This window comes from Corallococcus terminator, from assembly GCF_049194865.1.
In the GTDB taxonomy this organism is placed as follows: Bacteria; Myxococcota; Myxococcia; order Myxococcales; family Myxococcaceae; genus Myxococcus; species Myxococcus terminator_A.
In genome coordinates, this window is sequence record NZ_JBLZWL010000057.1 from 27,733 (window position 1) to 53,793 (window position 26,061).

A 26,061-nucleotide genomic window follows, 5' to 3' on the forward strand; every position below is an offset into this window, starting at 1 on the left:
AGTGACGAAGCGTCACGAGCACGGCATTCCTCCGCACGTGCTTGAATTCTCGTGCGACGCGGAAAGCACTCAGGCATCCCTGCGCATCATGCCCAACGGGTTTTCGTGGTCCGAGCTCGACGTCGACTCCGCGCGCATCCACGTCATCAAGGACGTCCCCCTCCCTGACTCCGGTCGCGACTTCGTCTTGTACTGGTGCATGGTGAACCATCGGGCCGAGGAGAACCACGCGCTCGACACGGCCATCGCCCTGGGCAACCACCTGAACCTGCCCGTCGTCGTGTATCACGCGCTGCGGCCGGACTATCCCCACGCCTCGGACCGGCTCCACGCGTGGGCGCTGGAGGGCATGGCGGACCTGACGTCGGCCTTCGCGTCGCGCGGGATGCCCTACTGGTTGGAGCTGCCGCGCGACAAGCGAGAGCACGCACCTCGACTGGCGGAGCTGGGCAAGCGCGCCGCCGCCGTGGTGGCGGACTACTTCCCCACGTACATCATCCCCGGGCACCTGCGCGGCGCGGCCAAGGCGCTCCACGTACCGCTGTTCGCGGTGGATGCGTCCTGCGTGGTGCCCATGCAGCGCATCCCCACCCTCCAGGCCGGCGCTTACACCCTGCGTCCGAAGCTCCAGAAGCTGTGGCCGGAGTACCTGGGCCGCATCCTGCGCTCGCGCCCCATCAAGGCCGCCGCGGCCGGACGCAAGCTGTCACCGGACTTCGACCTGGCCGACGCGCGTGAGGCCCGGCAGTCCCTGGCGAGCTTCCGCATCGACCACGCGGTGACACCGCTCGCGGAGCGCGGAGGTCGCAAGGCGGGCCTCAAGGCGCTCGAGGCCTTCCTGCACGAGAAGCTGGAGGGCTACGAGGACGGGCGCAATGACCCGGGCCGCTCGCACCAGTCCGGCCTTTCCCCCTTCTTCCACTGGGGCAACCTCTTCCCGGGCGAGGCGGCCCGCGCCGTCATCCGCGCGCGCGGCACCGACGACCCGAACGTGCGCAACTTCCTGGAGGAGCTGCTGGTACGGCGCGAGCTGGGCTTCAACTTCTGCTTCCACACCCCGGAGGCGAAGCAGCTCTCCGTGGAGTCGCTGCCCGGCTGGGCGCGCGAGACACTGTCCACGCATCAGAAGGACGCGCGCGAGCACCTGTACTCACTGGAGCAACTGGAGCACGCGCGCACCGGGGACGGCCTGTGGAACGCGGCCCAGCGCGAGCTGATGGAGCGGGGCCGCATCCACAACTACCTGCGCATGCTGTGGGGCAAGAAGCTATTGGAGTGGAGCCGCACGCCGGACGAGGGCCTGCAGCGCATCTCCCAGCTCAACGACAAGTACGCGGTGGACGGAAGAGATCCCGCGAGCGTGGCCAACTTCATGTGGGTCCTGGGGCTGCATGACAGGCCCTTCCAGGAGCGCAAGGTGCTGGGGAAGGTGCGGCCCATGAGCTCGCCGCGCACCGCGGAGAAGTACGACCTGGCGCCGTACATGGCGCGCTGGGGACGCCCTGGAGACCCGCCGGTGAAGCTCAAGCGCCCGCGGAGAGTGCCAGCGCCGTGAGCAAGGCTGTTGACATCCGCGCCTCCAAAAGTGACACGGCGGTTCCCTTCTCGTCCCACCGCCACTAAACGCAAGGGTGGGACAACGACGCCAGGAGCCGTGCCATGGGCATGATGAAGTTCGATATTCCCCACTCCCTTCCGAAGGACGAGGTGAAGAAGCGCGTAGAGCAGCTTCTTCAGTACTGGGGAAGCAAGTACGGAGTGAAGGCGGACTGGCAGGGCGAGGGCGCCAAGATCATCGGCAAGGTGATGGGCATCCAGTTGGACGCGTCCTTCAAGATCACCGACAAGGCCGTCGAGGGCGAGGGCACGGACCCCGGCATGCTGCTGCGCGGCCAGGCCAAGTCCTACCTCCAGAAGAAGTTCGGCTCCGTGCTGGACCCGAGCAAGTCGCTGGACCAGGTGAAGAGCACCCTGGATTAAGGGCGCCGGCCGTCAGTGCGGAGGCTGTTCTTCCAGCGCGGCGAGGGCGTAGCGCGCCGCGCGGGAGATGGCCTCCGCCGAGTCCGGCATCTCCGGGTAGTGCCCCGCCAGCGTGCGCTGCGGGAAGCGGAGCTGGGCAATCGCGTTGCGGTAGCTGCGACGCGCGGCCTCGGAGTCGTGACTGCGCTCCTGCACCTGGGCCATCAGGTAGTGGCCGATGGCCAGCGTGGGCTCCAGGAACAGCGCCTTGCCCAGCTCGGAGCGCGCCTCCTTCAGCTCCCCGGCCTGCAGCGCCGCCACGCCGCCGAACACGCGGGCCTCCACGCACAGCGGCTCGCGCTGGATGGCCTGGGCGAAGGCCTCTCGCGCCTCGGGGATGCGCCCGGTGAGAGAGAAGAGGTTGCCCAGCGTCAACAGCGCGTCCAAGTCACTCGGCTCGTCCACCAGCAGCCGCTGCACGCCGGAGATGGCGGCGGGGAAATCCCCCAGCGTCATCTTCCTCACGGCCATGGCCAGCCGCTCCGCGGGAGGCAGCAGCTTGGGCCACGCGGAGGGCACCGGCAGCTCTCCGGTGACGGTGCGCGCGGGCGCGGACACCGCCGGAATCTCCAACGTGGGCCGGGTGCGCGAGGCGTCCGAGGTGCCCACCGCGGGCAGCTCCACCGTGATGCGCGGGCGGCCCAGGTCGTTGATTCGCGTCGTCGAGGACGTCGACGCTCCGGGCACGGGCGAGGCGGCGGGCAGCGGTCCCACGGCGGGGAATGAGCCGGTGAGCGAACCGGGTCCCCGGGAGGAGAACGCGTCCGACGAGGCCCCGCGAGGACGGGCGCCGAAGGCCCCTTCCACGGGAGGGCGTGCGTACACGGCGGGAGAGAACGGCTCCGGCTCCGGAGCGCGCTGGGCCTGCTCGGCGGTGCCGGGGTACGGATGGATGCGCAGGGGCGGAGGGCGGTAGCCCTTGTCGCTCGGCGGGCGCCGGTACACGAAGGCGCCATCCACTTCGATCATCTCGAAGCGGTCATAGACCTTGAAGAGGCTCTCCGAGTACCCGAGGAAGAGCAGTCCGCCGGGCCGCAGCGCGCTGAGGAAGCGGTCCATCAGCCCGCGGATGGTGGGCAGGTCGAAGTAGATGATGACGTTGCGGCAGAGGATGAGGTCCAGCGAGTTCAGGGCCACCTTGTCGAAGACGGGCACGGCCAGGTTCTGCCCGTCGAAGCGGATGTACTCGCGCAGCGCGGGCAGCGCCTCGAAGCCCTCCTCGACGGGACGGAAGAACCGGGCCAGCCGCTCCTGCTGGATGCTGATGCTGCGGCGCAGGGAGAAGCGCCCCTGCCGGGCGGCCTCCACCGCGGCCAGGTTCAGGTCCGTGGCCCACAGGTCCACTTCGGAGGACAGCGCGCCCAGCTCCGCCAGCACCATGGCCACGCTGTAGGGCTCCTCACCCGTGGCGCAGCCGGCGGACCAGACGGACACCTTGCGCATCTCCCGTCGCGCGCGCGCCAGCAGGTCTGGCAGCACGCTCTTCTCCAGCGCGCGGAACTGCTTGCCGTCGCGGAAGAACTCCGTGTGCCCCACCGTCACCAGCGGCAAGAGCGAGCGCAGCTCCTCCTCGCCCCCGGCGCCCGCCAGGCGCTGGACGTAGCGCTCCGGCTCCTCCACGCCCAGCACGGGCATGCGGGTGGACAAGGCCAGCCGCAAGCTGTGGAACCCATCCGGGGTGATCTTCAGCCCCGCGCGCTCCAGGAGGAGCGCCGCGAGCTGCTGAAGCACTTTGTTGCTCACATTCAGCACGCTTCCACCCACTGCACCAACGTGGGGCCAATGCGCTCCAGCGGCAGCACTTCCTGCGCCGCCCCGAGCAGCACCGCCTCGCGAGGCATGCCCCATACCGCGGACGTCCCTTCATCCTGAGCGATGGTCCGCCCTCCCCGCTCCCGGATCTCCTTCATCCCCCGCGCACCATCGCGCCCCATTCCCGTCAGGATGACCCCGACGCACCTCGGGCCGAAGGCCTCCGCCGCCGAAGTGAGCAACATGTCACACGAGGGCCGGAACCCCCGAAGAGCGGGCCCTGAGTCCAGCTCCAGCCTGCCCTCGGGTCTCACCAACAGGTGACTGCCCGACGGTGCGATGTAGACCGTCCCCGGCACCATCACCATGCCGTGCTCCGCCTCCGTCACTCCCAGCGCCGTCTCCATCGTCAGCCAGTGCGCGAGGCCCTCTGTGAAACCCTCGCTGATGTGTTGGCAGTAGGCGATGGGCGCGGGAAAGTCTCGTGGAATCTTCCGCAGTACCTGTGCAACCGCCTTCGGACCGCCCAGGGACGCGGCGATGGCCACCAGGGGAAAGGGCGGCGGGGGCAGCTCCTCCTTGGGGCCCCGGGTGACGGAGCGCGTCTGGCGCACGGCCTTCACCTGGGCCAGCAGCACCAGCTTGCGCGCGACGTGGGCCCAGAAGTCGGCCCCGGGGACGGCCGGGCGCTCCACCACGTCCAGTGCGCCCAGGGCCATGGCCTGGAACGCGTCCTGGCCGGACAGCGCGCCGGGGTGCAGCGCCAGCACGGGCACGGGCCGGCCCACCATGACGTCGTCGATGGCCTCCAGGGCCTCGATGCCCGTCAGGTCCACCAGCACCACGTCCGGGAAGTGGCGCTGCACGGCGACGAGCGCGCCGGGGAAGTCGATTTCGGCGGGCCCCACCGGGACGAGCGACTCGCCGTCGAACAGGCCCCGGGCCGCGAGCGCGCGCAGCCCCTTGCCCACCATGAGCACCCTGAATGCCATCCCCGCCGCAGCCGTGCCGCCCAAAACGTGGCTCCTCAGGTCAGCCGGTCGATTGCCTGCGCGAGCACTTCCACGCCCAGCTCTCCCTTGACGAGATAGGCATCCGCGCCCGCGTCCAGGCCGCGCCGCTTGTCCTCGGGTGAGGCGAGCGACGACAGGATGATGACGGGGATGCGCGCCACGGCCGGCGTCGACTTCAGCCGCCGCGCGAGCGAGAAGCCGTCCATCTTCGGCATCTGCACGTCGGTGAGGATGAGGTCGTAGGTGTTGTTCTGCACCTTGACGTAGGCCTCCTCGCCGTCCTGGGCCTCCTCCACCATGTGGCCCAGCGCCTTGACGAGCGCGCCCTCCGTCGCACGTGCAATGGGGGAGTCGTCCACGAGCAGCACCCGGAGCCGCTTGGCCGCCGGCGCCTGGGTGACGGGCCGCGCCATGCGACGCACCTCCGTCATGATGTCGGGCACGTGCAGCAGCACGGCGATGCGGCCGTCCTCCAGCGCGGCGGTGCCGGCGATGAAGGGCGCGCCCTTGAGGAACTCTCCACCGCAGGGCTTCACGGCGACCTCGCGCTCGTCCACGAAGCCGTCCACCACGAGGGCCGCGTGGTCCTCGCCGTGACGGACGACGACGGCCGGCGGACGGTCGAAGCGGTTGCCACCGTTGAGGCCCAGCAGCGGCCCCAGCGCCACGAGCGCGGTGGGCTTGCCCCGGTGCCGCACGGCGAGGGTGCCGAAGATCTCCAGCCGGTCATCCGGCTTGACGCGCATCACCGCCTCGACGTCGGCGGCGGGCATGCCGTAGACGTCGTCGCCCAGGCGCACCAGCAGCACCTTCATCAACGCGAGCGACTGCGGCAGCCGCAGGGTGATGGTGGTGCCACGGCCGATGCGGCTGTTGACGCCCACTGAACCGCCGAGCGTCTCCACCTTGCGCTTCACCACGTCCATGCCGACGCCGCGGCCAGACAGCTCGCTGACCTGCTCGCGGGTGGAGAAGCCGGGACGGAAGATGAGCTCGATGGCCTCGCGCTCCGACAGCGCGGCGGCCTGCACCGCGTTGATGAGGCGCTTGTTGACGGCGACCTGGCGCAGGCGCTCCGGGTCGATGCCGCGCCCGTCGTCCTCCACCTCGATGTGGAGCATGTCGCCATCCACGCGGACGCGGATGCGGACGCGGCCGGTGAGCGGCTTGCCGAGCTGCTGGCGCGTGTCCGGCGACTCCAGGCCATGGTCCACCGCGTTGCGCAAGAGGTGCACCAGCGCGTCGCGCACGTCGGCCAGCATGGACCGGTCCACGCCGATGTCGGCGTTCTCGATGAGCAGGTCCACTTCCTTCGTCTGCGTGCGCGCCATGTCCCGCACCGCGCGCGGGAAGGCGTCGAACACCGTGGACAGCGGCACCAGCCGGGCCTCGGCCACGTGGTCCGCCATCTTCGACAGGTTGCCGTGCAGCGTGTTGATGCCGTCGTCGTTGCGCCGCACGAAGCGGAACGCATCGTCGCGCAGCATGTGGAGGTCGCTCTCCACGCGGTCCAACACCGTGCGCACCTCGTTGGGGATCTCCACCTGCTCGGCCAGCCGCAGGAAGCGGTCTCCCAGGCGGCTGAAGCGCTCGAACAGCGCCTCCGTCTCCGAGCTGCGCAGCCGACCCCGGGCGCTCTCCACCAGCAGGTCACCCGCGAGCAGGCCCAGCGAGTCCAGCACCTCCACGTTCACCCGAATCGTGCGGTCGGCGATGGCCGACTTCGCCGCGCTCGGAGCATCCTCCTCCCCACCACGGGCCGGAGGGTGCGCCACCGCCGGAGCCTCCACGGGCGCCGGCCGAGGAGCCGCCACGGGGGCGGCGGCCACGGGGGGCGGCGCGGCGACAACGGGCGCCGCCACCGCAGGAGGCGGCTTGGGCTTCGCGCCATGAATGACGGGCGCGGCCTGACCGGAGACATCCGCCATGGCGCGCACGATGTCCTCGCTCGCGGACGTGCCGGTGTTCGCACCGGACAGGTCCTCGATGAGGTCGGACAGGACGTCGCAGGCACGGAGCATGACGTCCGTGGCGATCTCCGTGGCCGTGCGTCCCTCGCGCTCGGCGCGCAGGACGTCCTCCGCCGCGTGCGCCAGCTGCCCGATGGCGGCGAGGCCCAGCATGCGGGCCTCTCCCTTCATCGTGTGCAGCTCGCGCGCGACGTCGTCCGCGGCCTGGTCCGCGGTCTCCTTCTCCAGGTCCAACACGCCCAGTTGGATCTTCTGGAGGCGGTCGGCTGTGACCTCCTGGAACTTCTTCAGGAGGGATTTCTTGAGTGCCTCGGTATCCATGGGCGGTGAGCGCTGCGCACCCTCCAATTCCCAAAAGAGCTAGTCGGCCTTGAAGCGCTTGATGAGCTCCGCCAGCCGCGCGGCCAGCTGAGTGAGCTCCGCCGCCGCCCCCGTCGCCTGCTTCGACGCCTGGGTCGTCTGACGCGTCACATCCTCGATCTCCGCCATGGACGCCACCACCTGCTCGGTGGCCGTGCGCTGCTGCTGGGTGGCGAGGTTGATGACGCGGGCCGCGTCGCTCGTCTCCTGCACGCCGGCGAGGATGCCTTCCACGGCCTGGGCCGCGACGGCGCCCAGCTTCTCACCGGACTCGGTGGCGGACTTGGACGCTTCGGCGGCGCCCGCGGCGGCCGCGGTGGCCTCGCGGATCTCCGTGATGAGGTTCTTGATCTCCTTGGTGGAGTCCAGGACGTTCTCCGCCAGCCGGCGCATCTCCGCCGCGACGATGGAGAAGCCCTTGCCCGCCTCACCCGCGCGGCTGCCTTCCAGCGCCGCGTTCAGCGCGAGCAGGTCGGAGCGGTCGGCGATCTCATCGATGACCTCCACCACCGTGCCGATGCGCTCCACGCGCTTGGACAGCTTCGCGATGGAGTCCGCCACGGCGACGCCGTCGCTGCGGATCTGCTGCATGGCCTGGATGAACTCGCCAATGGCGCCACGGCCCGCGCGCGCCGCGCCGAGCGTCTCTTCCGCCACGCGCGCCACGCTGCCGGCGTTCTCGGCGATCTGCGCGGAGGCGTGCTTCAGCTCCTCCATGGTGGCGGTCGTCTCGTGGATGGCCGCCGCCTGCTCCGTGGAGGACGTCTCGTGCTGGGTGGACGCCGCCAGCACCTGGTTGGCGGACGAGGACAGCCGCAGCGCCGCCTCGTTGATCTCCCGCACGAAGGTGCGCAGCGTTTCAATGACCTTGCCGAAGCCCTCCAGCAGGGGCCCGAGCTGGGGGTCCTCGGTGGTGGTGTTCCACCGGGACAGGTCGCCTTCGCGCACCAGGCTGATGAGCGCGTCGAGCGCCTGATCGATCTCCTGCGCCGCCACGTGCTTGCGGTGCTCGGAGCTGGCGTAGTTGTCCAGCACCTGGTTGAGCAGGTGGGCCAGCTCCTCGCCGCCCACGCCGACCAGTTCCTTGGGGATGCGGGCCTGGAGGTTGCCGGCCAGCACCGTCAGCAGGGTGTCGGTGAAGGCCTTGAGGGGCGCCGGCGGCGCGGCGGCACTCGCCTTGTTGGCGGGGGCCTTGCGCGCGGAGCGGGCCTTGGACGCGGGCTTCTCGTTGGGGGTGTCCAGGGACATTGAGGTCAGTGCCTTCCTTGAGAATCTTGGGTCCTGGCGGTCTCCACCAGGTCAATCAGCAAAACGGTGCGGGCTTCTTCCAGGCACACACCGACGGCATAAGGGGCCGCGCCCGCGGCGGGGGGCATGCGGCGAAGCTGCGTCACGGGGATGGGGCGCACGCCCCGGACGGTGTCCACCTTCAGGTGGCCCTCTCCCGCCGGGGTGTCGAACACGATCGCGCGGTGGCCTCGGGAGAGGCGCCCCAGCTCCGGCAGGGTGATGTCCTCCGGCAACGAGCGGTCGATGCGAAGCACCTGCGACGCGTCCGTGCCGAAAGTCCTACTGCCAATCTCGAAGAAGAGGATGTCCACCTCTTCGACCTTCTCCTCCACGACCACGTCGTCGTTCATCGAGCCACCGCCCGCTGCCGGGCCGTCTGCAGCAGCTTGTGGAAGTTGAGGAGGTTGATGCTGTCCTGGGTGGAGCTGCCCTGCACCACGCCCAGGAGGTGCTCGGCGGCGGAGTCTCCTCCGAGCGGCGGCGGGAGGATTTCGGAGACGGGGATGCGGCGCAGGCCCAGCACCGTGTCGGCGACGACGCCCGCGACGATGCTGCCCGTGACGCCGATGAACAGGCGCGTGCGGGGACCGATGCGCGCCTCTCCCTTCGAGAGGAAGCGCAGCAGGTCGACGACGGGGAGGACCTCACCGCGATGGCCGGTGACGCCCATGATGAAGGAAGGAGTCCTGGGCAAGGGGGTGAGCAGCCCGGCGCGGAACACCTCGAGGACGTTCTCGCTGGGCACCCCGAAGCGCAGGTCTCCCACCCGGAAGCAGAAGAACTCCTGCTCCGGCCGGGCCTGTGCGGCCACGGCACGGTCCGGAGCCATCCGGAGTGCTCGCTGCAGGGGAGTCGAGGTCGTGGTCAAGACGGCGGAGTATCCGGAGGGGACGAAAACCGGTCAAGAGGAGGTCGCATGGAGGCCGGCCGCTCGCCGTTTCGATGGTCCGCGCTGAACCAAAGGTGTAGGGTTGCACCCTGAATCCTTTGAGGAGGACGATGTCGCGCGTACTGGTCATTGATGACAGCCCGATGCTGGTGGAGCTCACCGTTCGGGCCCTCACCGCCGCTGGCTACCAGGCGAGCGGGGCCCAGGACCTGGCCAGCCTCGAGCGGAAGCTCACCGAGGGGCCGTTCGCGCTCATCCTCATGGACGTGAACATGCCGGAGATGTTCGGCGACGATGTCGTCGAATATCTGCGGGTTCAGAAGAAAGTCACCGCGAAGCTGGTCCTCTACTCCGATATCTCGGAAGCGGAGCTGGCCGGCAAGACGAAGGCGTCCGGCGCGGACGGCTACATCCTCAAGAGTGGTGGCCTGGAGGGCGTGCTGGGCGGAGTGATGGGACTCATCGGGGCTCCCGCCCTGGGTGTCCCCTCCGCCGTCCCCTCTCCCTCGGCCGCACCGGCGTCAGAATCACCCCAGGCCACCCCGGCGCCCGCCCCTGTCGCCTCGACGGGGCTCAAGGCAGCCCCCACCACCGCTGGCCGCAAGCCGCGCATCCTGATTGTCGACGACAGTGAGATGACCGCCCGCATCATCGAGGCGGACCTGGTGGGCAAGGGCTTCGAGGTCCATGTCGCGGACACCGCCGACAAGGCCACGAAGATCATCCTCAAGAAGCAGACGCGTCCGGACCTGGTGCTGCTGGACGTGCGGATGCCCAACGTGAACGGCGAGCAGTTCTGCCGCTTCATCAAGAGCAACAGCCTCTTCAAGGGCATCAAGGTGCTCTTGTGCTCCGGCGAGAACGTCGAGGAGCTCCAGCGCATCTGCCGCGAGGCGGGCGCCGACGGCTACATCCCCAAGGACGCCGTCATGGGGAACCTGGTCGCCAAGGAGCTGATGCCGCCTGGCGGCGAATAGGCGCCGCGAGGGCCTCCGGGCCCCAGCGCCTCGTATCGATACACGTCTCGGAGCACGCGCGGGCCGGCCCCCAAGTGGCCCGCCCCGCTGCTCGACGGGCCCCGAGGCTCACCGCCCCGCGGCGTTCTCCCGCTCTTCCAGCCCGCGCGCGAAGTTGCCGATGATGAGCCCCGGCCGCGCCGCCTTCATGCGCTGGAGCAGCTCGCGGATGCCCACCGGCTCTCCGCCCGCGCCCACGTCGCGCGCCGCATCCAGGTACTGGAGCGGGTCGATGGCCAGCGAGCGCGTCTGCACCTGATCCACCTGGTACTTCTTCACCAGCCGCTCCAGGGCCCGCACCTCGCCCTCGCGGTCCGTGACGCCGGGGAACAGGAGCAGGTTGAGCGCCAGGTACGCGCCGCGCTCACGCGCGAGCGCAATCGACGCCTCCACGTCCTCCCAGCCGTACTTCACCGGCTTGTAGTACGCCTCGTAGAGCCCCTTCGACGCGGCGTTGAGCGACACGCGCACCGCGTCCAGCCCCGCGTCGAGCAGGGCCTCCAGGCCCCGCGTGAGGCTCGCGTTGGTGTTGATGTTGATGGAGCCCTTGTCCGTGCGCGCGCGCATGTAGCGGATGGACTCGGCGATCTGCTTCCAGCGCGTGAGCGGCTCGCCCTCGCAGCCCTGACCAAAGCTCACCATGGTGCGGCCCTGCGCGTTCTCCAGGTGGAACAGGCCAATGGCGCCCATCTCCTCGGCGGTGGGCCCGTCATCCATCCGCTCGTGAGACGCGGGCGGCCCGCCCGCCGGCTGGTCGGAGATGCAGCCCACGCAGCGCGCGTTGCACATGACGGACGCGGGGATGGCCGCCTCGTCGCGGACATAGAAGGTGTTCTGCGACGTGAAGCACCGGTACAACATCGCGCACGTCTTGAGCTGCTTGAGCACGCGGTTGTCCGGGAAGCGCGCCAGGTGCTTGTCCACCAGCGCCTTCATGTCCGGCGTGGAGTAGCGCTCCGGGTCCCAATGCGAGCGGCGGTCCGTGTGGATGGCCCACGCCACCGGCCCGTCCTTCCCCCACGCCGCCGCCGTATAGGCCCACTGCGGCAGCACCGGCCCGTTGCCCTTCACCTCGCCCGGCAGGAACGTCCGCGTGTAGCCCGGCGGCAGCAGCGCGCCCACCGCGTTGGGGATGAACGTCTTGCCGCCGACTTTCATCTCCCGCACCAGCTCCAGCTCCCCTGTCCTGGGGTCCTGCCCCACCGGCAGCCTGCCCGGCAGGTGGACCAGCCGCCCGGCGGACGGCAGGGGGATGGGCTTGTCCTGCGGAGGAACGAGTTCCTCGCCGCTGCGCAGCGTGGCCAGCAGGTAGGGATGCTCCATCACCTTCCCCTTGGGGTCGGCGAACAGCAGCTTGGGCGCGGACGTCATGCGACGCTAACTACCACTGGCCCCCCTCCTCTTTCGACGTCGAAGCGCGATGAGACGCGTTGCATCCAACGCCGCGCGTCATTCCTCCGAGGTAACAAGGGCTCACCGGTGACATGTGTCCTGCTTGGGCGGACGCCTTGATTCCCTCAGGGGGCCTCGTTAGGGTCCGCGCGCTTTTTTCAGTCCCTTTTGGAGGCAGTCGTGATCGTCGGAGTTCCCAAAGAGATCAAAACCCGTGAGTACCGCGTCGGCATGGTGCCTGCGGGCGTGCGCGCGCTCACGAGCGCGGGCCACACGGTGTTGGTCGAAACGAACGCCGGCGTCGGCTCGGGCATCCCCGACTCGGAGTACCAGCGCGTCGGCGCGCAGCTCGTCGCCAGCGCGGACGAGGTGTGGAAGCGCGCGGAGATGATCGTCAAGGTCAAGGAGCCCATCGCGCCGGAGTACGAGCGCATCCAGCCCGGGCAGATCATCTACACCTACTTCCATCTGGCCGGCGTGGACCCGGAGCTGACGAAGACGCTGGTGAAGAAGAAGGCGGCGGCCGTCGCGTACGAGACGCTGCAGTTGGATGACGGCAGCCTGCCCCTGCTCAAGCCGATGAGCGAAGTGGCCGGGAAGATGGCCATCCAGGTGGGCGCGGCCTCGCTGGAGAAGGCCCACGGCGGCAAGGGCATCCTGCTGGGCGGCGTGCCCGGCGTGCGCCGCGGCCGCGTCACCGTCATCGGTGGTGGCGTCGTCGGCCTCTGCGCCGCCAAGGTGGCGGTGGGCATGGGCGCCGAGGTCACCATCCTCGACGTCAACCTGGAGCGCCTCACCTACCTGGACGACGTGTTCCTCGGCCGCGTCAGCGTGCTGGCCTCCGACACGGAGTCCATCGCCCAGTCCGTGCGCGAGGCGGACCTCGTCGTCGGCGCGGTGCTCATCCCCGGCGGCAAGGCCCCCAAGCTCGTCTCCGAGGCCCTCATCGCGGAGATGACCCCGGGCTCCGTCGTCGTCGACGTCGCGGTGGACCAGGGCGGCTGCATTGAAACGTGCAAGCCCACCACCCACGACAACCCCACGTTCGTCGTGCACGGCGTCGTCCACTACTGCGTCGCCAACATGCCCGGCGCCGTGCCCCAGACGTCCACGTACGCCCTCACCAACACCACCCGCCCCTACTCGCGGAAGATCGCCGACATGGGCCTGGTGGAGGCCGTGAAGTCCGACCGCGCCCTGGCCCGTGCGATGAACACCTACAACGGCCACGTCACCTACGAGGCCGTCGCCAAGGACCTGGGGTACGACTACCGCCCCATCCTGGACGCGCTCAGCGGCAAGTAGCTCGCAGAGCGGCCTGACAGCCGAGGACTCACCCGGAGGGGAGACGCGGATGGCGACATCCCGTCTCCCTTTCGTTATTGAAAGTGGGGAATAAAGTACCCCGTCGGGAGTCTGCCGTACCCGAAGCGACCGGACGGGCGGGTGTGACTGGGAAGCCGTTGTTGCGAGTTCTGTTCCCGTGCATACATTGAGGGGCAGGCGATAACTCATTCCCCAATTGTTTCGGGCCTTTGGAAGGCGGGACATGTTGGATTTCAGACAACCCAACCGGACGAAGCAGGAATTCGAGGAACTGGCGCTGGCCCACCTGGACCCGCTGTACTCGGCGGCCCTGCGCCTGACGAAGAACGAGCGAGATGCAGAGGACCTGGTGCAGGACACCTGCATGAGGGCCTACCGGTTCTTCGACAAGTTCGAGCGGGGCACCAACATCAAGGCCTGGCTCTTCAAGATCCTCACGAACACGTTCATCAACCGCTACCGGCGGAAGGTGAAGGAGCGCACGGTGGTGGAGGGCGTGGAGCGCGAGGCGGTCCACGAGCGCTTCGTCAGCCGGGACGCGACGGACTTCGCGGCCAACCCGGAGCAGTACTTCTTCGACAGGCTCCTGTCGGACGACGTGCTGCGCGCCATCGACTCGCTGCCCATCGACTTCCGACTGGTGGTCATCCTCGCGGACCTGCAGGAGTTCTCCTACAAGGAGATCGCCGAGATCCTCGAGTGCCCCGTCGGCACGGTGATGAGCCGCCTGTTCCGCGGGCGCAAGCTCTTGCAGAAGACGCTGCGCGAATACGCGGTGGGCCAGGGTGTCTTCCGACACGAAGGTGAGGGGACCGACACTCCGGCGAACCTCGAAGAGTATCGTCAAAGGAAGAAGACGGGGTAGAAACAGGTTCCTACCGCGCGCCCATGACCTGCCAGGAACTCGAACGGCTTCTGTACCCGTATCTCGACGGCGAATTTCAGCCGGAGGAGCGGGTCGACCTCGAATCCCACCTCGCCACATGCGCCGCTTGTCGGGGGCGCGTGGAGGACGAGCGGAACATGCAGTTGGCCCTTCGCAGGGCCGCACGTGACTCCGTGAGGCAGATGCGCGCGCCGGACTCCCTGCGCGCGGGAATCACCCGAGGGCTCCACCAGGAGCACCGCCGCGCGCAGTATGGCGTGTGGCTGCGCGCGGGCGCCGTCGCGCTCGTCGTCGTGACGGTGACGGGCGGCTGGTACACGTATCAAGCCGGAGAGCGGCAGCGGCGGGCGCGCGAGGAGATCATCAAGCGCCACTCGCGCGGGCTTCCGTTCGAAATCGCCTCGTCCGCGCCGGAGCAGCTGGAGACCTGGTTCAAGGGCAAGGTGGACGCGCGCGTCGCCCTGCCGCAGCTGCCCAAGGCCAAGCCCCTGGGTGGCCGCATCTCCATCCTCAACGGCCGCGAAGTCGCTTACATCAGCTACGAGACGCTCCCCGACGAAGGCGAGCCCTCGCGTCGGCTCGGCGTCTTCGTCCTCCCCGACGAGGACGGCGTCAGGCCGCAGGCGCTGCCCGCGGTGGAGGTGGACTCCGCGCAGGGCTTCAACATCGTCACCTGGCGGGACCACGAGATCGTCTACGAGATGGTCACCGACATGGACGAGCGAGACATCCTTCGCATGCTGGATGAGCGTGAGCACGGCACCACCGTGGCGAGCACGCCGCGCACGCTGGAGTCGGCTGACGGGAATTACTCGTATCAAACACTCCCGCGCCCTCAGCGCTCGCGCCCCGCTGTCTCCGCCGAGCCCGCGTCGTATCCCTGAGCACGAAACACGTCGTGCCTCGCATGCTGGCGAGGCCCTTCATGTAGCGCGCTGATCGCGGCTGCCCGGCTGCTTGGCGGGCGGATTTTCGTGCGGCCCGAACATTTGACGGTCCCTGACATGGCCGATAGCCTCGACGGCACTTCTCTCCTCGCGTGCCACCGTCACTCGTGGCGCCGCGCGCGCCGCACCCAGGTCGGGCCGTTCCTACATGTCCAAGAAAATCCTGATCGTCGAAAAGAGCGACACCGCCCTCGCCGCCACCCTGCGGCCCGTCCTTGAAGGACGAGGCTTCACGGTGGACGACACCGCCGACGGCAAGGGCAGCGTGGAGCAGATTCGCAGGGATCGCCCCGAACTCGTCGTGCTGGCGGTGGAGCTGTCCGCCGGGCAGAACGGCTACCTCATCTGCGGCAAGCTGAAGAAGGACGATGACCTCAAGAATGTCCCCATCGTCATCGTCGGCAACCCGGATGGCTTCGCGCAGCACCGCAAGCTGAAGGCGCACGCGGACGAGTACGTGGCGATGCCGGTGGACGCGCAGTTGCTGACGGAGCGCGTGGGCGCGCTGATCGGCTTCCCGGAGCAGCCCATCTCCGAGGACGTCGTGGACGAGAGCCTCACCCTGGACTCGCTCGGCGATGAGCCGATGACGGCGGACTTCGGCGAGGAGATCTCCGTGGACACGGGCGAGGAGGAGCCCGCGGTCGCTGGCGAGGAGCTGGACCTGGACGCGGCCTTCAACGACATGTCCTCGCCCGACCCGGAGGAGCCCGTCGCGCTCGTGGACGAGGAGCCCGTCGAGGCGCCGCCCGACGCCGTCGTCGAGGGCGTGGAGGAGGACTTCTCCACCCTGGACGCGCTCGGCTCGGACGCGGATGACGCCCTGGACGCGCTGGATGACTCGGAGAAGACGGTGGTGGGCTTCATGCCCGTGCCCGCCGCCACGCCTCCGCCCCCGCTGCGGGTCATCGAGCCGGCCAAGCCCGCCACCCCGCCGCCCGCGCGCACCCCGCCGCCCACGCCTTCGCGTCCCACCACCGCGCCGGTCGCCGCCACCCCGGCCGCGCCCGTCACCTCCGCCGCCGACGCCTCCGAGCTGCGCAACCTGCGCGCCAGGGTCGCCGAGCTGCAGGCGTCGCTCGAGGACTCGCGCGGCGTGGCCGCCCAGGCCGAGGACCGGGTCCGCGAGCTGGAGTCGGAGCTGGAAGGCAAGGCCACCGAGCTGGAGACCGCGCGCGCGTCCGTCGGGAAGAACGACAAGGACACCTTCGCCCTGCGCGACGCCGTCAACAAGCGCGACAAGGAGATCCTGCGCCTGAAGACGGAGCTGAACCAGAAGGACCAGGAGATCGTCGAGCTGAAGGACCAGCACCTGGAGCTGGAGCAGAAGTCCAGCACGGCCGAGTCGGAGATGGCCCGGCGCGACGCGCAGATCAAGACGCTCACCACGCGCGCGGACACGCTCGCCGCGGAGCGCAAGCGCGTGGACCAGCAGCTCGCCACCTCCAAGGAAGAGGCGCGCGGCGCCGCCGCCAGGCTGACCACCGTCCAGGAGGAGCTGGACCAGCAGGCCGCTCAGGTCGCCGGTCTCAACGCCGAGCTGGAGGAGCTGCGCAACCGCACCGGGCAGCTCGAGGCGGACCTGCAGGCCGCGAGCGAGGAGGCCGAGGGCCTGCGCGCCCAGGGTGACACGGCACAGCGCGAGGCGGAGGAGCTTCGTGGCCAGCTCGAGCAGACCCAGACGGAGCTGTCCGAGCAGGGCACCCGCGCGGCGGACGAGGCGGAGGAGCTGCGCAAGCGCATCTCCGAGCTGGAGGCCACCGCGGTCCGCAACGAGGAGCGCGTGACGAAGCTCTACGCGCGCATCAAGAACGACGAGAAGCTGCGCGAGAAGACGAAGAAGGCGCTCGTCATCGCCCAGCAGCTCCTGGAGGAGCCCGCCTCCGCCGTGGCCGACGCCGACGAAGCGGCGGCCTGAAGCACCTCCAACGCCCCGGGCCAGCGGTAGTCCGGCCCGGGCGTTGAGACCTCGGGGTCGAGCCTCCCCTCCGGAAGGCTCCCCTACCCCACGCCTACTTGTCGTCGGTCTTCTTGGGCGTGTTCTTCTTCTCCAGCATCTTCTTGGCGAACGCCTGCACGGCCGCGGGCACGTTCTTGTCGCGGCTCAGGTCCTTGATTTCGTTCTCCCGCAGCGCGTTGAGGAACTTCATGCTGACGGTGAGCGGCACCTTGGGGTTCTTCACCAGGGCCAGCTTCACCTTGACGTTCTTCGTCCACTCACGGTTGCCGTAGATGACGCGCAGGACGTCATCCATCATCGCGCGGTTGGCCGCGAAGGACAGCACCTCGCCGTCGGTGATGCGCGGGCTGCGGATGACGGCCACGGCCACCAGCTTGTTCGTCTCGCGGATGAGCGCCGTGCGGGCTTCCTTGTTGCCCAGCGTCGCCAGCTTGATCTTCTCCGCGATGGACATCTTCATCAGCCGCTGCGCCAGCGTCAGCCGCTTGCCCTCCTCCAGCGGCGCGGCGTTCTCGTCCGCCACCTCGCCGCCCATCTCCTGGAGGACCTGGGCCGCGGTGGGGCCCGGGTCCGGCGGCGCCTCGGCGGCCTCCGGTCCGAACAGGCGCACGCGCGCGACCTTCATCTGCGGCACGTCCGCCAGCACCAGGCCGCTGCGCACCGCGAAGTCACAGACGCTGTCGATGAGCGACACCGGCGCCAGCGCGTTGGAGCAGAGGTTGCGCAGGATGTCCTCGTAGCGCAGCAGGCGCAGCTGGTTCTGCCCGATGATCTCCGCCAGCTTCGGGCTGCACTCGCGGGCCACCACCGCGACGGAGTCGTCGGGCGTGTTGGAGTTGAGGACGAGCATCTCCGCGTAGGCGTCCTTCTCCTTCAGGAGGCCCAGGAAGAACCCCAGCACCTGGGGCTGCACCTCCTCGTCGCGCAGCGCGGAGCCGAGAATCCGGTCCGGCAGGCCCGCGGACGTCTTCGCCGCCGTCTCGCGCACGGCCGCGTCCGGGTCGAACGTCAGCATGTACAGCGCGCCCAGCATGTCCGACGGGCTGAGCGGCACCAGCGACTTGGCGGCCATCATCCGCAGCGGCACCGGCGCGGCCGGGTCCACGTGCTTGCGCAGGTTGGGCGGCAGGAACTCCGCGTTGAAGGGGCAGCCCGGGGGCGGCGCCGGAATGTTGTTGGGGGCGGCGGTGGTCATGTCGCGTGGTTCCTTCCGTAGATGATGCGCAGGCCCTCGAGCGTGAGGAACTCGTCCACTTCGTGGATGGCCTTGGATTCACTGGCCACCAGCGGGGCCAGGCCCCCGGTGGCGACGACCTTCACGGGCAGGCCCAGATCCGCCTGCATGCGCGCGCAGATGCCGTCCACCAGCCCGACGTAGCCGTACACGAGGCCCGACTGCATGGAGTGCACCGTGTTGCGACCGATGACGTGCGGCGGCCGGGCGAACTCCACGCGCGGCAGCTTGGAGGCGTTCTGGAACAGGGCCTCCATGGAGATGTTGATGCCGGGGCAGATGCAGCCGCCCAGGTACTCGCCCCGGGCGGACACCGCGTCGAACGTCGTCGCGGTGCCGAAGTCCACGACGATGACGGCGGAGCGGTGCTTCTCGTACGCGGCCACCGCGTTGACGATGCGGTCCGCGCCCACCTCGCGCGGGTTGTCGTAGAGGATGGGCATGCCCGTCTTCACGCCCGGCCCGACGAACATGGGCCGCATCCGGAAGTAGCGCTCGCTCATCTTCTCCATGCTGAACTGGAGCGGCGGCACCACGCTGGACACGGCCACCGCGTCGACCTTCACCGCGTCGATGCCGCTGTGGGAGAAGAGCTGGCGCACCAGGATGCCGTACTCGTCCGAGGTGCGCCGGGTGCTGGTCTCCACCCGCCAGTGGTCGAGCAGCTTCCGGCCGTCGAACACGCCGAGGACGGTGTTGGTGTTACCAACGTCGATGGCCAGGAGAATCACACCCCGTACTCTACCTCGAAGGTGCCTCGTCGCGGACCGACTTGCCCGGGCCTACTTCGAGCGCGGCGCCTGCCTGGGCCGGAGCTGCTCCACGTCACCCGCAAGCACGCGCTCCACCTGGCCGGACTCCGTGCGCACCAGCAGCGCCCCGGACGGGTCGATGTCCACCGCCAGCCCGCGCAGCTCGTTGCGGTCCGTACGAACCAGCACGTCCTGTCCCAGGGTGGAGGACAGCTCCTTCCAGCGGGTGCGCACCGCGTCGAAGCCCGTCTCCAGGTACAGGTCCAACCACTCCTCCAGTCGCGTCCAGAGCTGGGCGGCGAACTGGGCGCGGTGCACGCGCTCGCCCCGGGCCAGCGACACCGAGGTGGCCACCTCCCGCAGCTCCTCCGGGAAGTGCTCCGCCTGGCAGTTGAGGTTGACCCCCACCCCGACGATGACGAAGTGGACGCGCTCGGGCTCGGCCGACAGCTCCGTGAGGATGCCCGCCACCTTGCGCCCCTCAATCTGGACGTCGTTGGGCCACTTGATGGCGGCGTCGGTGCCGAACTCGCGCAGCGTCTCCGCCAGCGCCACGGCGGCCACCAGCGTCAGCTCCGGGGCCCGCTGGGGCGGCAGCTCCGGGCGGAGGATGGCGGAGAAGTACAGGTTGAGCCCTGGCGGGGAGACCCAGACCCGGCCCCGGCGCCCCTTGCCGGAGGTCTGCTGCTCGGCGACGACGACTTCGCCGTGCTCGGCGCCGTCCTGGGCCAGCCGGAAGGCCACCTCGTTGGTGGAGCCCAGCACCGCGTGGTGGTGGAGGGTGCGCCCCAGGTCATGCGTGTCCAGGAGCGGTGTCACCTCCAGCGAGGTGAGCCGGTCCGGCACCTCCACCAGCCGGTAGCCCCGGGCGGGGATGGCCTCGATGCGGTAGCCCTTGGTCCGCAGCGCCTCCACGCGTTTCCAGACGGCGGTGCGGGAAAGGCCCAGCTTGCCCGACAGGGCCTCGCCGGAGGTGTAGTCGTCACCACTCTCGGAGAGGAACCCCAGGATGAGTTCCTCTTGCGTCTGCTCAGTCGATTCCACGGGCACGGCGACACCTCGCACGAGGCGCAAGGGTACGGACCGGCGGACGGGCTTTCAACTCGCCCGTCCCATCACCTGCCCTACCCTGTTCACCGGCCTGGCAATCAGCCGGCGGGAGGGGTGCTCGCACCGGGGGGACGGCTGCCCTCCAGCTCGTACTTCGTCAGCTCCAGGCGCGTCTGGGGGATGCGCTGGTTGGCCGTCTCCAGCGCCGTCTCCAGGAGCACCATCCCCACCCCCGGGGCGAAGGTCATGGTGTTGATGAGCGTGGCCTGGGCATCCACCCGGTTGCGGCCCTCCACCTGGACACAGGACGGGAAGCTGCCCGCGGGCGTGTCACACGAGCCCCCCGCATGGACAATCTGGTAGCGCTCCGTGGACGACACGGACACCACGTTCGTCCACGCATGGCCCGTCTCCAGGGGCCCGCGCAGCAGGTAGCGCTTGGGGTCCCTCAGGCCATAGGCGTCCACGGCGAGCTGGCCGCCCTGGTTGTCGTGGAAGTAGCCCTCCTCCTGCTTGAGTATCTCGACGGTGACGAGCTTGTCGGAGCGACCGTTGACCCGGTACGTCCACCGGTTGCCCACCGCGAGCGGGTAGTAGTCCGAGACGCTGCCGGACGCGGCCTGCTTCTCAGGCTCCGCCTCCACGCGCTTGGAGCAGCCGCTGCCCAGAACCAGGGCGCCCAGAAGGACGGCGCCACCCACTGCGAACGAACGCGTCATCTCGATGTCAGTCCGCGTGGTCACGGCCACGCGCCTCCGCGGTGATGTGCTTGCGTGATGCGTAGAGCGTCTCCAGGGCCTGCTGCGCCGCGGCCTGCACGGCGGGCGCGTCATGCCCCTGGGCCACCGTATACAGGTACGCCTCCGCCTCGGGGCCACCAATCTCCCCCACGGCGAAGACCAGCTCCTGCACGAAGCCGTTGTCGCGCCCGCGCGCCAGGTCGATCAACGCGGGCACCGCGACGCGCGCCTTCATCTCCACCAGCGCGCCAATCGTCTTGCGCAGGATGTCCCCGTCGTTGGACTCCGTCAGCCGGTCGATGAGCAGCGGCGCGGCGGCGGGGTGCTGGCGCTCGGCCAGCGTGCGCAGGGCGAACTCACGGATGCGCGGGTCGTCGGCGTGGAGTTCCTGAACCAGCACCTCGTCGGTGCGCTCCAGCGCGGCGAGCTGCAGCGCGGCCGAGTCCGTCACCTGCCGCAGCACGGCCTCCAGCGCGGTGCGCATGGCGGCCTGTCGCCCGGCGGGAGTGTCTTCCAGCACGGGCGCCTCGCCCAGGCCGACGACTTCGTAGTGCTGGGGCAGCTCACCACCGAAGCGCTCCAGCACGAGGTTGGCGCCCACCTCGGCGAAGCTGCGCGGGTCCCCGTCCTTCAGCACCTCACGCGTGAACGGCACGTCCAGCGTCAGCCGCCAGGGACGCACCTCGCGCGGGCCTTCCTCCGCCGTCATGTCGAAGCGGCGGGAGGACTTCAGCGCCTGGGTGAAGAGCGTCGCGACGCCTTCCGGCGCCAGGCCCAGCAGGGCGTTGTCCCGCACCGTGGCGCCGGACACATCCACCGGCGCCACCGGGTAGCGTGGCGCCTGCGACCGGCAGGCGCCAACGAGGACGACGCAGAAGGCGAGCATCAGGGCCGGCTTCATCGCTCCCCCAGGCTAACACCCGGAGACAGCCCGTGCCGGCCAATCCCACCCTCCGCGACGAACCGTGTCAGCCCTCTCCCCCTTCGGACGGGCTCCGGGTCGCGGGAGGCGCGGCCTCTCGCACCTCGTGCGACTCACTCGCCTGCGTCGACTCGGTGGCCGGCGGAGGCGGAGCAACGTCCCGGTGCGGCTCCTCGGTGGGCGCGGCCTCGGCGGCGGGAGCGGGACGCGCCTCCTCCGTGGATTCGGCGAACTCCGGAGGAAGGGCGGGAGCCCCACTCTCGGAGGTACTGACCGGAGCGCCACCCGACTCTTCCGAAGGAGCCGCGCTGGCCTCACCCGACGGCGTGGCACCCTCGCTCGAAGGAGCGGCACCCGCCTCACCCGGAGTCGCGATGGCACCCTCGCCCGACGGCGCGGCGGCGGCGTCACCCTGGGGAGCGGCGCTGGCCTCACCCGGAGCCGCGGCGGCACCCTCGCCCGCGGGCGTGGCTCCCGCCTCGGCGGCCTTGTTGCCACGGCCGCGGCGACCGCGACGACGACGGCGGCGACGCTTGCGGTCACCCTGCGCGGCATCACCGCCCTCGGCGGATCCACCCTCCGGACGAGCTCCCACGAAGGCGCTGGCGGCCTCGAGGTCGTCGTCCTCGTCCTCGTCCCCGTCCTCGCCCTCATCGTCCTCGGAACCCGTGGACTGCGGCGGGGACACGGGCTCGGCGGGGAAGCTCTCCCGGCCCTCGGCGGCGGACTCACCACCCGCGCGCGCCTCGGCACCGTCGGAGGAGACCTCGACCTCGTCACCCGACGAACGGGCCTCGCGCTTGTCGCGCTCCCGCTCCCGGCGACGCTTCTCGCGGGGAGGACGCTCCGGCCGCTCCGACGACGCGGCGGCGGCGACGACCTCCGGAGACTCATCCTCGCCCTTCTGCTTCTCGCGCTGACGCTCCTCGCGGCGCTTCTGGGCCTCCTCGGCGTCCAGCTTCGCGGCCTCGAAGAAGCTCTCGTCGACCTCGTACAGCTCCACCCGGGTGACGGTGACGGCCGTCTCGGCCTCCAGGAACTTCTCACCCAGGGCGTCGCCGCACCACAGCATCACCAGCGAGCCGCTGGCCTGCGCCTCGGTGCGCGCATCCCCGCGCACGTCGCCCGCGCTCACCAGCAGACCCACCTGCGCCGAGTAGTGGCTCAAGTCCCTCCGCAGCTCCTGCACCGACTTGCGGTCGATGGCCGGCGCGCCCTTCAGCATGCGCACCGCGTAGCGCAGCTCCACGCTGCCCTCGCGCTTGCGCGCCGTGAGCAGGGGGCCTTCCTTGGAGCGCTTGGCCACCTTCAGCTCGCGGAAGCCCAGCCCGTGCATCATCTTCACGACGGACTTCTCGAACGTGCCCACGTCCGCTTCGCCCAGGCGCTTGCGCAGCCCGCGCGCCACGGCGCGACGCGCGTCCTTGAGCGACGTGCGCAGCGTGGCCAGCAGCGCGGCGTCCACCACCGGCTCGCCCGCCACCGCCGTGGCCGCCGTACGGGCCAGCACCGGCCGCCCGGCCTCCAGGGGAATGCCCAGCGCCTGCGCGAACGCGGCCTGCAGCTCCAGCGACGGAGCCTCGCTCGGCGAACCCGCGCGCTCCAGCGTCACCTCTCCGGAGTCCTTGTTGAACGCGTACTGCGGACGGCGACCCGCGTCGATGCGACGCTGGTTGTCCTCCAGGAGCGCCGTGAGCACCGCCTCCACCGTGAGGTCCTCGGCGCACAGCTCCTTGCTCCGGGCGCGCTCGATGATGGCCTCGGTGCGCAGCCCGGCTTCGGCGTCGCTGAGGATTTCGAACACCACCTCTGGCAGCGGCGGGAAGCGCTTGCGCTTTCCACCCCGCTCCTCGTCCTCGTCCCTCCGACGCTTGCGCTCGCTGCCTCGGCCCGCCGCACGCACATTGTCCGTGCGTGGCTCCGGATGCCGCTCCACGGGACGCAGCGGTGGCAGGTCCTCTTCCGGATTCGGCTCGATTACGCCAGTCTGCGCCAGGGCCTCCACATCCTCGGGAATCGACCAATCCACCAGCGCGAAGGTGTCCTTCGCGGTCACAATCACCTTGCGGTCCCTCGTGCGACGCGCCATGGCGGCGAGACGCGAGAGCATCGTCACCTCAGGCGTCTTGCCGACGTGGGAGAGCAGGCTTTGTTGGATGGACTTCTCGGTGATTTCAAGGAAGTGGAGGGGACGACCTTCGCTCTCCAGGATTCGGAGCGCGGCCTCGTAAAATGTCATCGAGTATTCCCCAAGAATTCCGAACGGTTACAAAAATGTAGGTCCGTATGGGCGGCGGATGCTAGCCATCGGTAAACAGGCTTGTCAACGAACCGAAGATGACCCGCATACGCATCGGACAGCGTTGGAAACGCGAACCCTCGGCCTCCCCGCTGGATTCCATCGCACTGGAACTGGATGGAGTGGACCTGCTGTCCGGCGCGGTGGAGGAGTCCTTAGCAGAAGTCGTTCCCGCTTTGGTGCGCGCCGTGGCCTCCTTGCGCTTGGGGGGGCATGGGATGGCCCAGGTCTCCCTGGCGGAGGCCCACCTGGAGCTGGTGCTCCGCAGGGTGGGACCCGAGGTGGAGCTGCTGGTGGCGAGCCTCGCCCGACCCGCCCGGTTGATGCGCCCCCCCGTGCGAGTGGACGCCGAGGAGCTGACCGAGGCCGTCCGTGGCACCGGCACCCGCTTCCTGTCGGACGTCACCCGGGTGGCGCCCAAATCGGTCTCCGGCCCCCTGGCCCAGGCCCTGGCGGAGCCCCTGAAACAGCTCGGTCGCCCGGCGAGGCCCCCTGACGAAGAGCCCGCCCGCCCCTCCGTGAAGCGGGTGGAGCCGCCGGAGACGCCCGGCTTCGGCTTCGAGCTGAAGGACTCCGGCGCCCGCACCCGTCGCGAGGGCGCGAAGCGCGGCGCTTCCGGAACCCTGGCCCCCCTGCTGGGCGCGGGCGAGGTGTGGCTGGCGCTGCCCGGCCGGCCCGACGCCTGGAAGGTGCAGGCCCCGCCCTTCCTCACCGTGCTGGAGCTGTCGCGTCAGGCGGTGGAGCTGACGCGGGCCGTCGAGCTGGGCGAGGCGCGCTTCGAGCTGGAGCCCGCGGGCACCCGGACTCCCCTGCTCTTGGACCTCAAGACGGGCAAGGCCCGGACGGGGCGCACCGGAACGCCCTTCCCCCTGACGGGCACCACCCTGGCCGCCGCCCTCTTCCACCTGGGCGAGGCGCTCGCCGCCACCTTCGCGGAGGCGGACCGCGCGCAGGTGAGCAACCCGTATCTGGTGGAGCTGGCGGACCGGTGCCGTGAGGGCCTGTCCCACCTGAGAGGCGCGGTGGTGCCCCCGGAGCAGACCGGAGCGGCGCGTGAGAAGCGCACGCGGACTCCCCTGGGCGTGTCGAAGCCCCTCAAGGTGCCCGGTCGGCTGCGGCGGCTGCGGTTTGACAGGCTGTGGGAGCAGCGCGGGCTGGAGGACGCGGAGGAGTCCCGACTGCTGCTGGGACGCCATGGGCCGGTGTGCTGCTCGCCCCAGGCGACGGTGGCCTTCTCTCGCAAGGACGGCTCGAGGCTGTGGAAGCGGGCGGCGGCGCTGGGAGTGGCGGCGTCCGCGGACGGGCACGCTGTGGCGGCGGACCTGTCGCGCGTGTACGGCTTCACGGGCCGGGGCGCGGGCGCGCGCTGGCTGCATGACCACGACGGCATCCCCCTGGGGCCGCTGCTCCTGCGCAAGGACGGGCTGCTCCTCACGCTCTCCGAGGACCGCACGGTGGTGGCCTTCGCGGAGGCCACCGGCCGCGAGGTGTGGCGGCTCGCGCCTCCGCGCACGCAGCGAAGCTGGCTGACGATTCAGGGACACCGGGCCCTGGTGACGACGGACTCCGGCTACGTCTACGGGTTGGATTTGGAGGACGGACAGGTGCGCTACCGGATGCGCGCGCCCATGCCCTTCCATGGCGCCCCCGTGCCGTGGGGACGGCGCTTCCTGGCGCTCCTCGGGCGCGGCTCGCACTGGGCCTTGCTGCTGGCGGACGCGCACACGGGCGAGGCGGCGTGGACGCACGAGCCCAACCTCACCCACCCCTCGGCGCCGCTGCCGGTGGGCTCGCGCGTGTTCATCGCCGGAGAGCGGGAGCGCGAGGGCATGTTGCTGTGCCTGGACGCGAAGGGTCAGCGCGTGTGGGAACGGCCCCTGAACCTGGGCCCCGGCCCCTATGCGCTGGCGCCCATGCCGCGCGCGGTGGTGGTGACGAGCGCCTCGGGCGCCGCGGCGCGGGTGGCCTCGTCCGGCACGGTGGACTGGCGCGTGGGTGCCGCCGGAGAGCCGCTCATCGGCGCGCTGCCGGCACGCACCGCGAGAGGCGTCACGCTGCTGGCGGGCGAGAAGGTGCGCGCCGTGGACCCTCGCGGAGGCCAGGTGCTGGCGGAGGTGCGCGCGGGGCTGGGGCTCGTCGCGCTCCAGGCCGACGTGCGCCTCAACCTCTACTTCCTGGACGACACCGGCACGCTGTCCGCGTACCGGCTGGGCTCCCACTTCACCGTCGTGGAGTGAGGGCGCG

The 26,061-nt window shown here is 70.1% G+C and carries 21 protein-coding genes; 8 read left to right on the plus strand and 13 right to left on the minus strand.

Annotated features, from left to right (window positions below; genetic code table 11):
• Nucleotides 1-88: 88 nt before the first annotated feature.
• Together ACN469_RS18880 and ACN469_RS18885 are read left to right on the plus strand one after the other, a co-directional pair.
• Nucleotides 89-1,555, plus strand: a complete 1,467-nt coding sequence (locus ACN469_RS18880; protein ID WP_498769852.1) for a deoxyribodipyrimidine photo-lyase — start codon at nt 89-91, stop codon at nt 1,553-1,555.
• 104 nt (nt 1,556-1,659) lie between these two features.
• Nucleotides 1,660-1,980 carry a polyhydroxyalkanoic acid system family protein gene (locus ACN469_RS18885; protein WP_498769854.1) on the plus strand — a complete coding sequence of 107 codons (321 nt, stop codon included), beginning with the start codon at nt 1,660-1,662 and terminating at the stop codon, nt 1,978-1,980.
• Between the two features lie 12 nt (nt 1,981-1,992).
• Here ACN469_RS18885 and ACN469_RS18890 read toward each other — a convergent pair whose 3' ends face one another.
• The 6 genes from ACN469_RS18890 to ACN469_RS18915 are packed head-to-tail and all read right to left on the minus strand — an operon-like array spanning nt 1,993 to nt 9,233.
• A complete protein-coding gene (locus ACN469_RS18890) occupies nt 1,993-3,771 on the minus strand; it encodes a CheR family methyltransferase (protein WP_498769855.1) in 1,779 nt (592 codons plus the stop codon).
• A complete protein-coding gene (locus ACN469_RS18895; RefSeq protein ID WP_498769856.1) occupies nt 3,765-4,763 on the minus strand; it encodes a chemotaxis protein CheB in 999 nt (332 codons plus the stop codon). The genes ACN469_RS18890 and ACN469_RS18895 overlap by 7 nt, the downstream gene beginning before the upstream one ends.
• 35 nt (nt 4,764-4,798) lie before the next feature.
• Nucleotides 4,799-7,075, minus strand: a complete 2,277-nt coding sequence (locus ACN469_RS18900) for a hybrid sensor histidine kinase/response regulator (protein ID WP_498769858.1) — start codon at nt 7,073-7,075, stop codon at nt 4,799-4,801.
• 39 nt (nt 7,076-7,114) lie between these two features.
• Nucleotides 7,115-8,362, minus strand: a complete 1,248-nt coding sequence (locus ACN469_RS18905) for a methyl-accepting chemotaxis protein (protein ID WP_498769860.1) — start codon at nt 8,360-8,362, stop codon at nt 7,115-7,117.
• 5 nt (nt 8,363-8,367) lie between these two features.
• Complete coding sequence (locus ACN469_RS18910) at nt 8,368-8,754, minus strand: Frizzy aggregation protein FrzB (RefSeq protein ID WP_498769862.1); 387 nt, start codon at nt 8,752-8,754, stop codon at nt 8,368-8,370.
• Nucleotides 8,751-9,233, minus strand: a complete 483-nt coding sequence (locus ACN469_RS18915; RefSeq protein WP_498769864.1) for a chemotaxis protein CheW — start codon at nt 9,231-9,233, stop codon at nt 8,751-8,753. Before ACN469_RS18915 ends, ACN469_RS18910 begins: the two co-directional genes overlap by 4 nt.
• 170 nt (nt 9,234-9,403) lie before the next feature.
• Here ACN469_RS18915 and ACN469_RS18920 point away from each other — a divergent pair, with 170 nt between their 5' ends.
• A complete protein-coding gene (locus ACN469_RS18920) occupies nt 9,404-10,270 on the plus strand; it encodes a response regulator (protein ID WP_498769866.1) in 867 nt (288 codons plus the stop codon).
• Between the two features lie 108 nt (nt 10,271-10,378).
• On the opposite strand, the gene ACN469_RS18925 is transcribed toward ACN469_RS18920, so the two are convergent.
• Nucleotides 10,379-11,680: a radical SAM family protein gene (locus ACN469_RS18925; RefSeq protein WP_498769868.1), complete on the minus strand. Its 1,302-nt coding sequence runs from the start codon at nt 11,678-11,680 to the stop codon at nt 10,379-10,381.
• 201 nt (nt 11,681-11,881) lie between these two features.
• Between ACN469_RS18925 and ald the strand changes: the two genes are divergently transcribed.
• From ald to ACN469_RS18945, 4 genes are all read left to right on the plus strand, one after another.
• The gene (gene ald, locus ACN469_RS18930) at nt 11,882-13,006 is read left to right on the plus strand and encodes an alanine dehydrogenase (RefSeq protein WP_498769870.1); all 1,125 of its coding nucleotides are present in this window, start codon (nt 11,882-11,884) and stop codon (nt 13,004-13,006) included.
• 244 nt (nt 13,007-13,250) lie between these two features.
• The gene (locus ACN469_RS18935; RefSeq protein WP_141648079.1) at nt 13,251-13,892 is read left to right on the plus strand and encodes a sigma-70 family RNA polymerase sigma factor; all 642 of its coding nucleotides are present in this window, start codon (nt 13,251-13,253) and stop codon (nt 13,890-13,892) included.
• A gap of 23 nt (nt 13,893-13,915) precedes the next feature.
• Nucleotides 13,916-14,797, plus strand: coding sequence for an anti-sigma factor family protein (locus ACN469_RS18940; protein ID WP_498769872.1), 882 nt, complete (start codon nt 13,916-13,918; stop codon nt 14,795-14,797).
• Nucleotides 14,798-15,008: 211 nt separating this feature from the next.
• Complete coding sequence (locus tag ACN469_RS18945) at nt 15,009-16,778, plus strand: response regulator (protein WP_498769874.1); 1,770 nt, start codon at nt 15,009-15,011, stop codon at nt 16,776-16,778.
• A gap of 94 nt (nt 16,779-16,872) precedes the next feature.
• Here ACN469_RS18945 and ACN469_RS18950 read toward each other — a convergent pair whose 3' ends face one another.
• The 6 genes from ACN469_RS18950 to ACN469_RS18975 all read right to left on the minus strand — a co-directional run bounded on the left by ACN469_RS18950 (nt 16,873) and on the right by ACN469_RS18975 (nt 23,757).
• Nucleotides 16,873-18,015 (minus strand): hypothetical protein, encoded by a 1,143-nt coding sequence (locus tag ACN469_RS18950; protein WP_498769876.1) that lies wholly within the window; start codon nt 18,013-18,015, stop codon nt 16,873-16,875.
• The gene (locus ACN469_RS18955) at nt 18,012-18,782 is read right to left on the minus strand and encodes a type III pantothenate kinase (protein ID WP_498769970.1); all 771 of its coding nucleotides are present in this window, start codon (nt 18,780-18,782) and stop codon (nt 18,012-18,014) included. Before ACN469_RS18955 ends, ACN469_RS18950 begins: the two co-directional genes overlap by 4 nt.
• 54 nt (nt 18,783-18,836) lie before the next feature.
• Entirely contained in the window at nt 18,837-19,856 is a 1,020-nt protein-coding gene (locus ACN469_RS18960) for a biotin--[acetyl-CoA-carboxylase] ligase (RefSeq protein WP_498769878.1), read from the minus strand.
• 98 nt (nt 19,857-19,954) lie between these two features.
• Nucleotides 19,955-20,605, minus strand: a complete 651-nt coding sequence (locus ACN469_RS18965) for a hypothetical protein (RefSeq protein ID WP_498769879.1) — start codon at nt 20,603-20,605, stop codon at nt 19,955-19,957.
• The gene (locus ACN469_RS18970; protein ID WP_498769881.1) at nt 20,583-21,497 is read right to left on the minus strand and encodes a HEAT repeat domain-containing protein; all 915 of its coding nucleotides are present in this window, start codon (nt 21,495-21,497) and stop codon (nt 20,583-20,585) included. Before ACN469_RS18970 ends, ACN469_RS18965 begins: the two co-directional genes overlap by 23 nt.
• 67 nt (nt 21,498-21,564) lie before the next feature.
• A complete protein-coding gene (locus ACN469_RS18975; RefSeq protein ID WP_498769882.1) occupies nt 21,565-23,757 on the minus strand; it encodes an HTH domain-containing protein in 2,193 nt (730 codons plus the stop codon).
• Between the two features lie 98 nt (nt 23,758-23,855).
• Between ACN469_RS18975 and ACN469_RS18980 the strand changes: the two genes are divergently transcribed.
• Nucleotides 23,856-26,054, plus strand: a complete 2,199-nt coding sequence (locus tag ACN469_RS18980) for an outer membrane protein assembly factor BamB family protein (RefSeq protein WP_498769883.1) — start codon at nt 23,856-23,858, stop codon at nt 26,052-26,054.
• Nucleotides 26,055-26,061 lie beyond the last annotated feature (7 nt).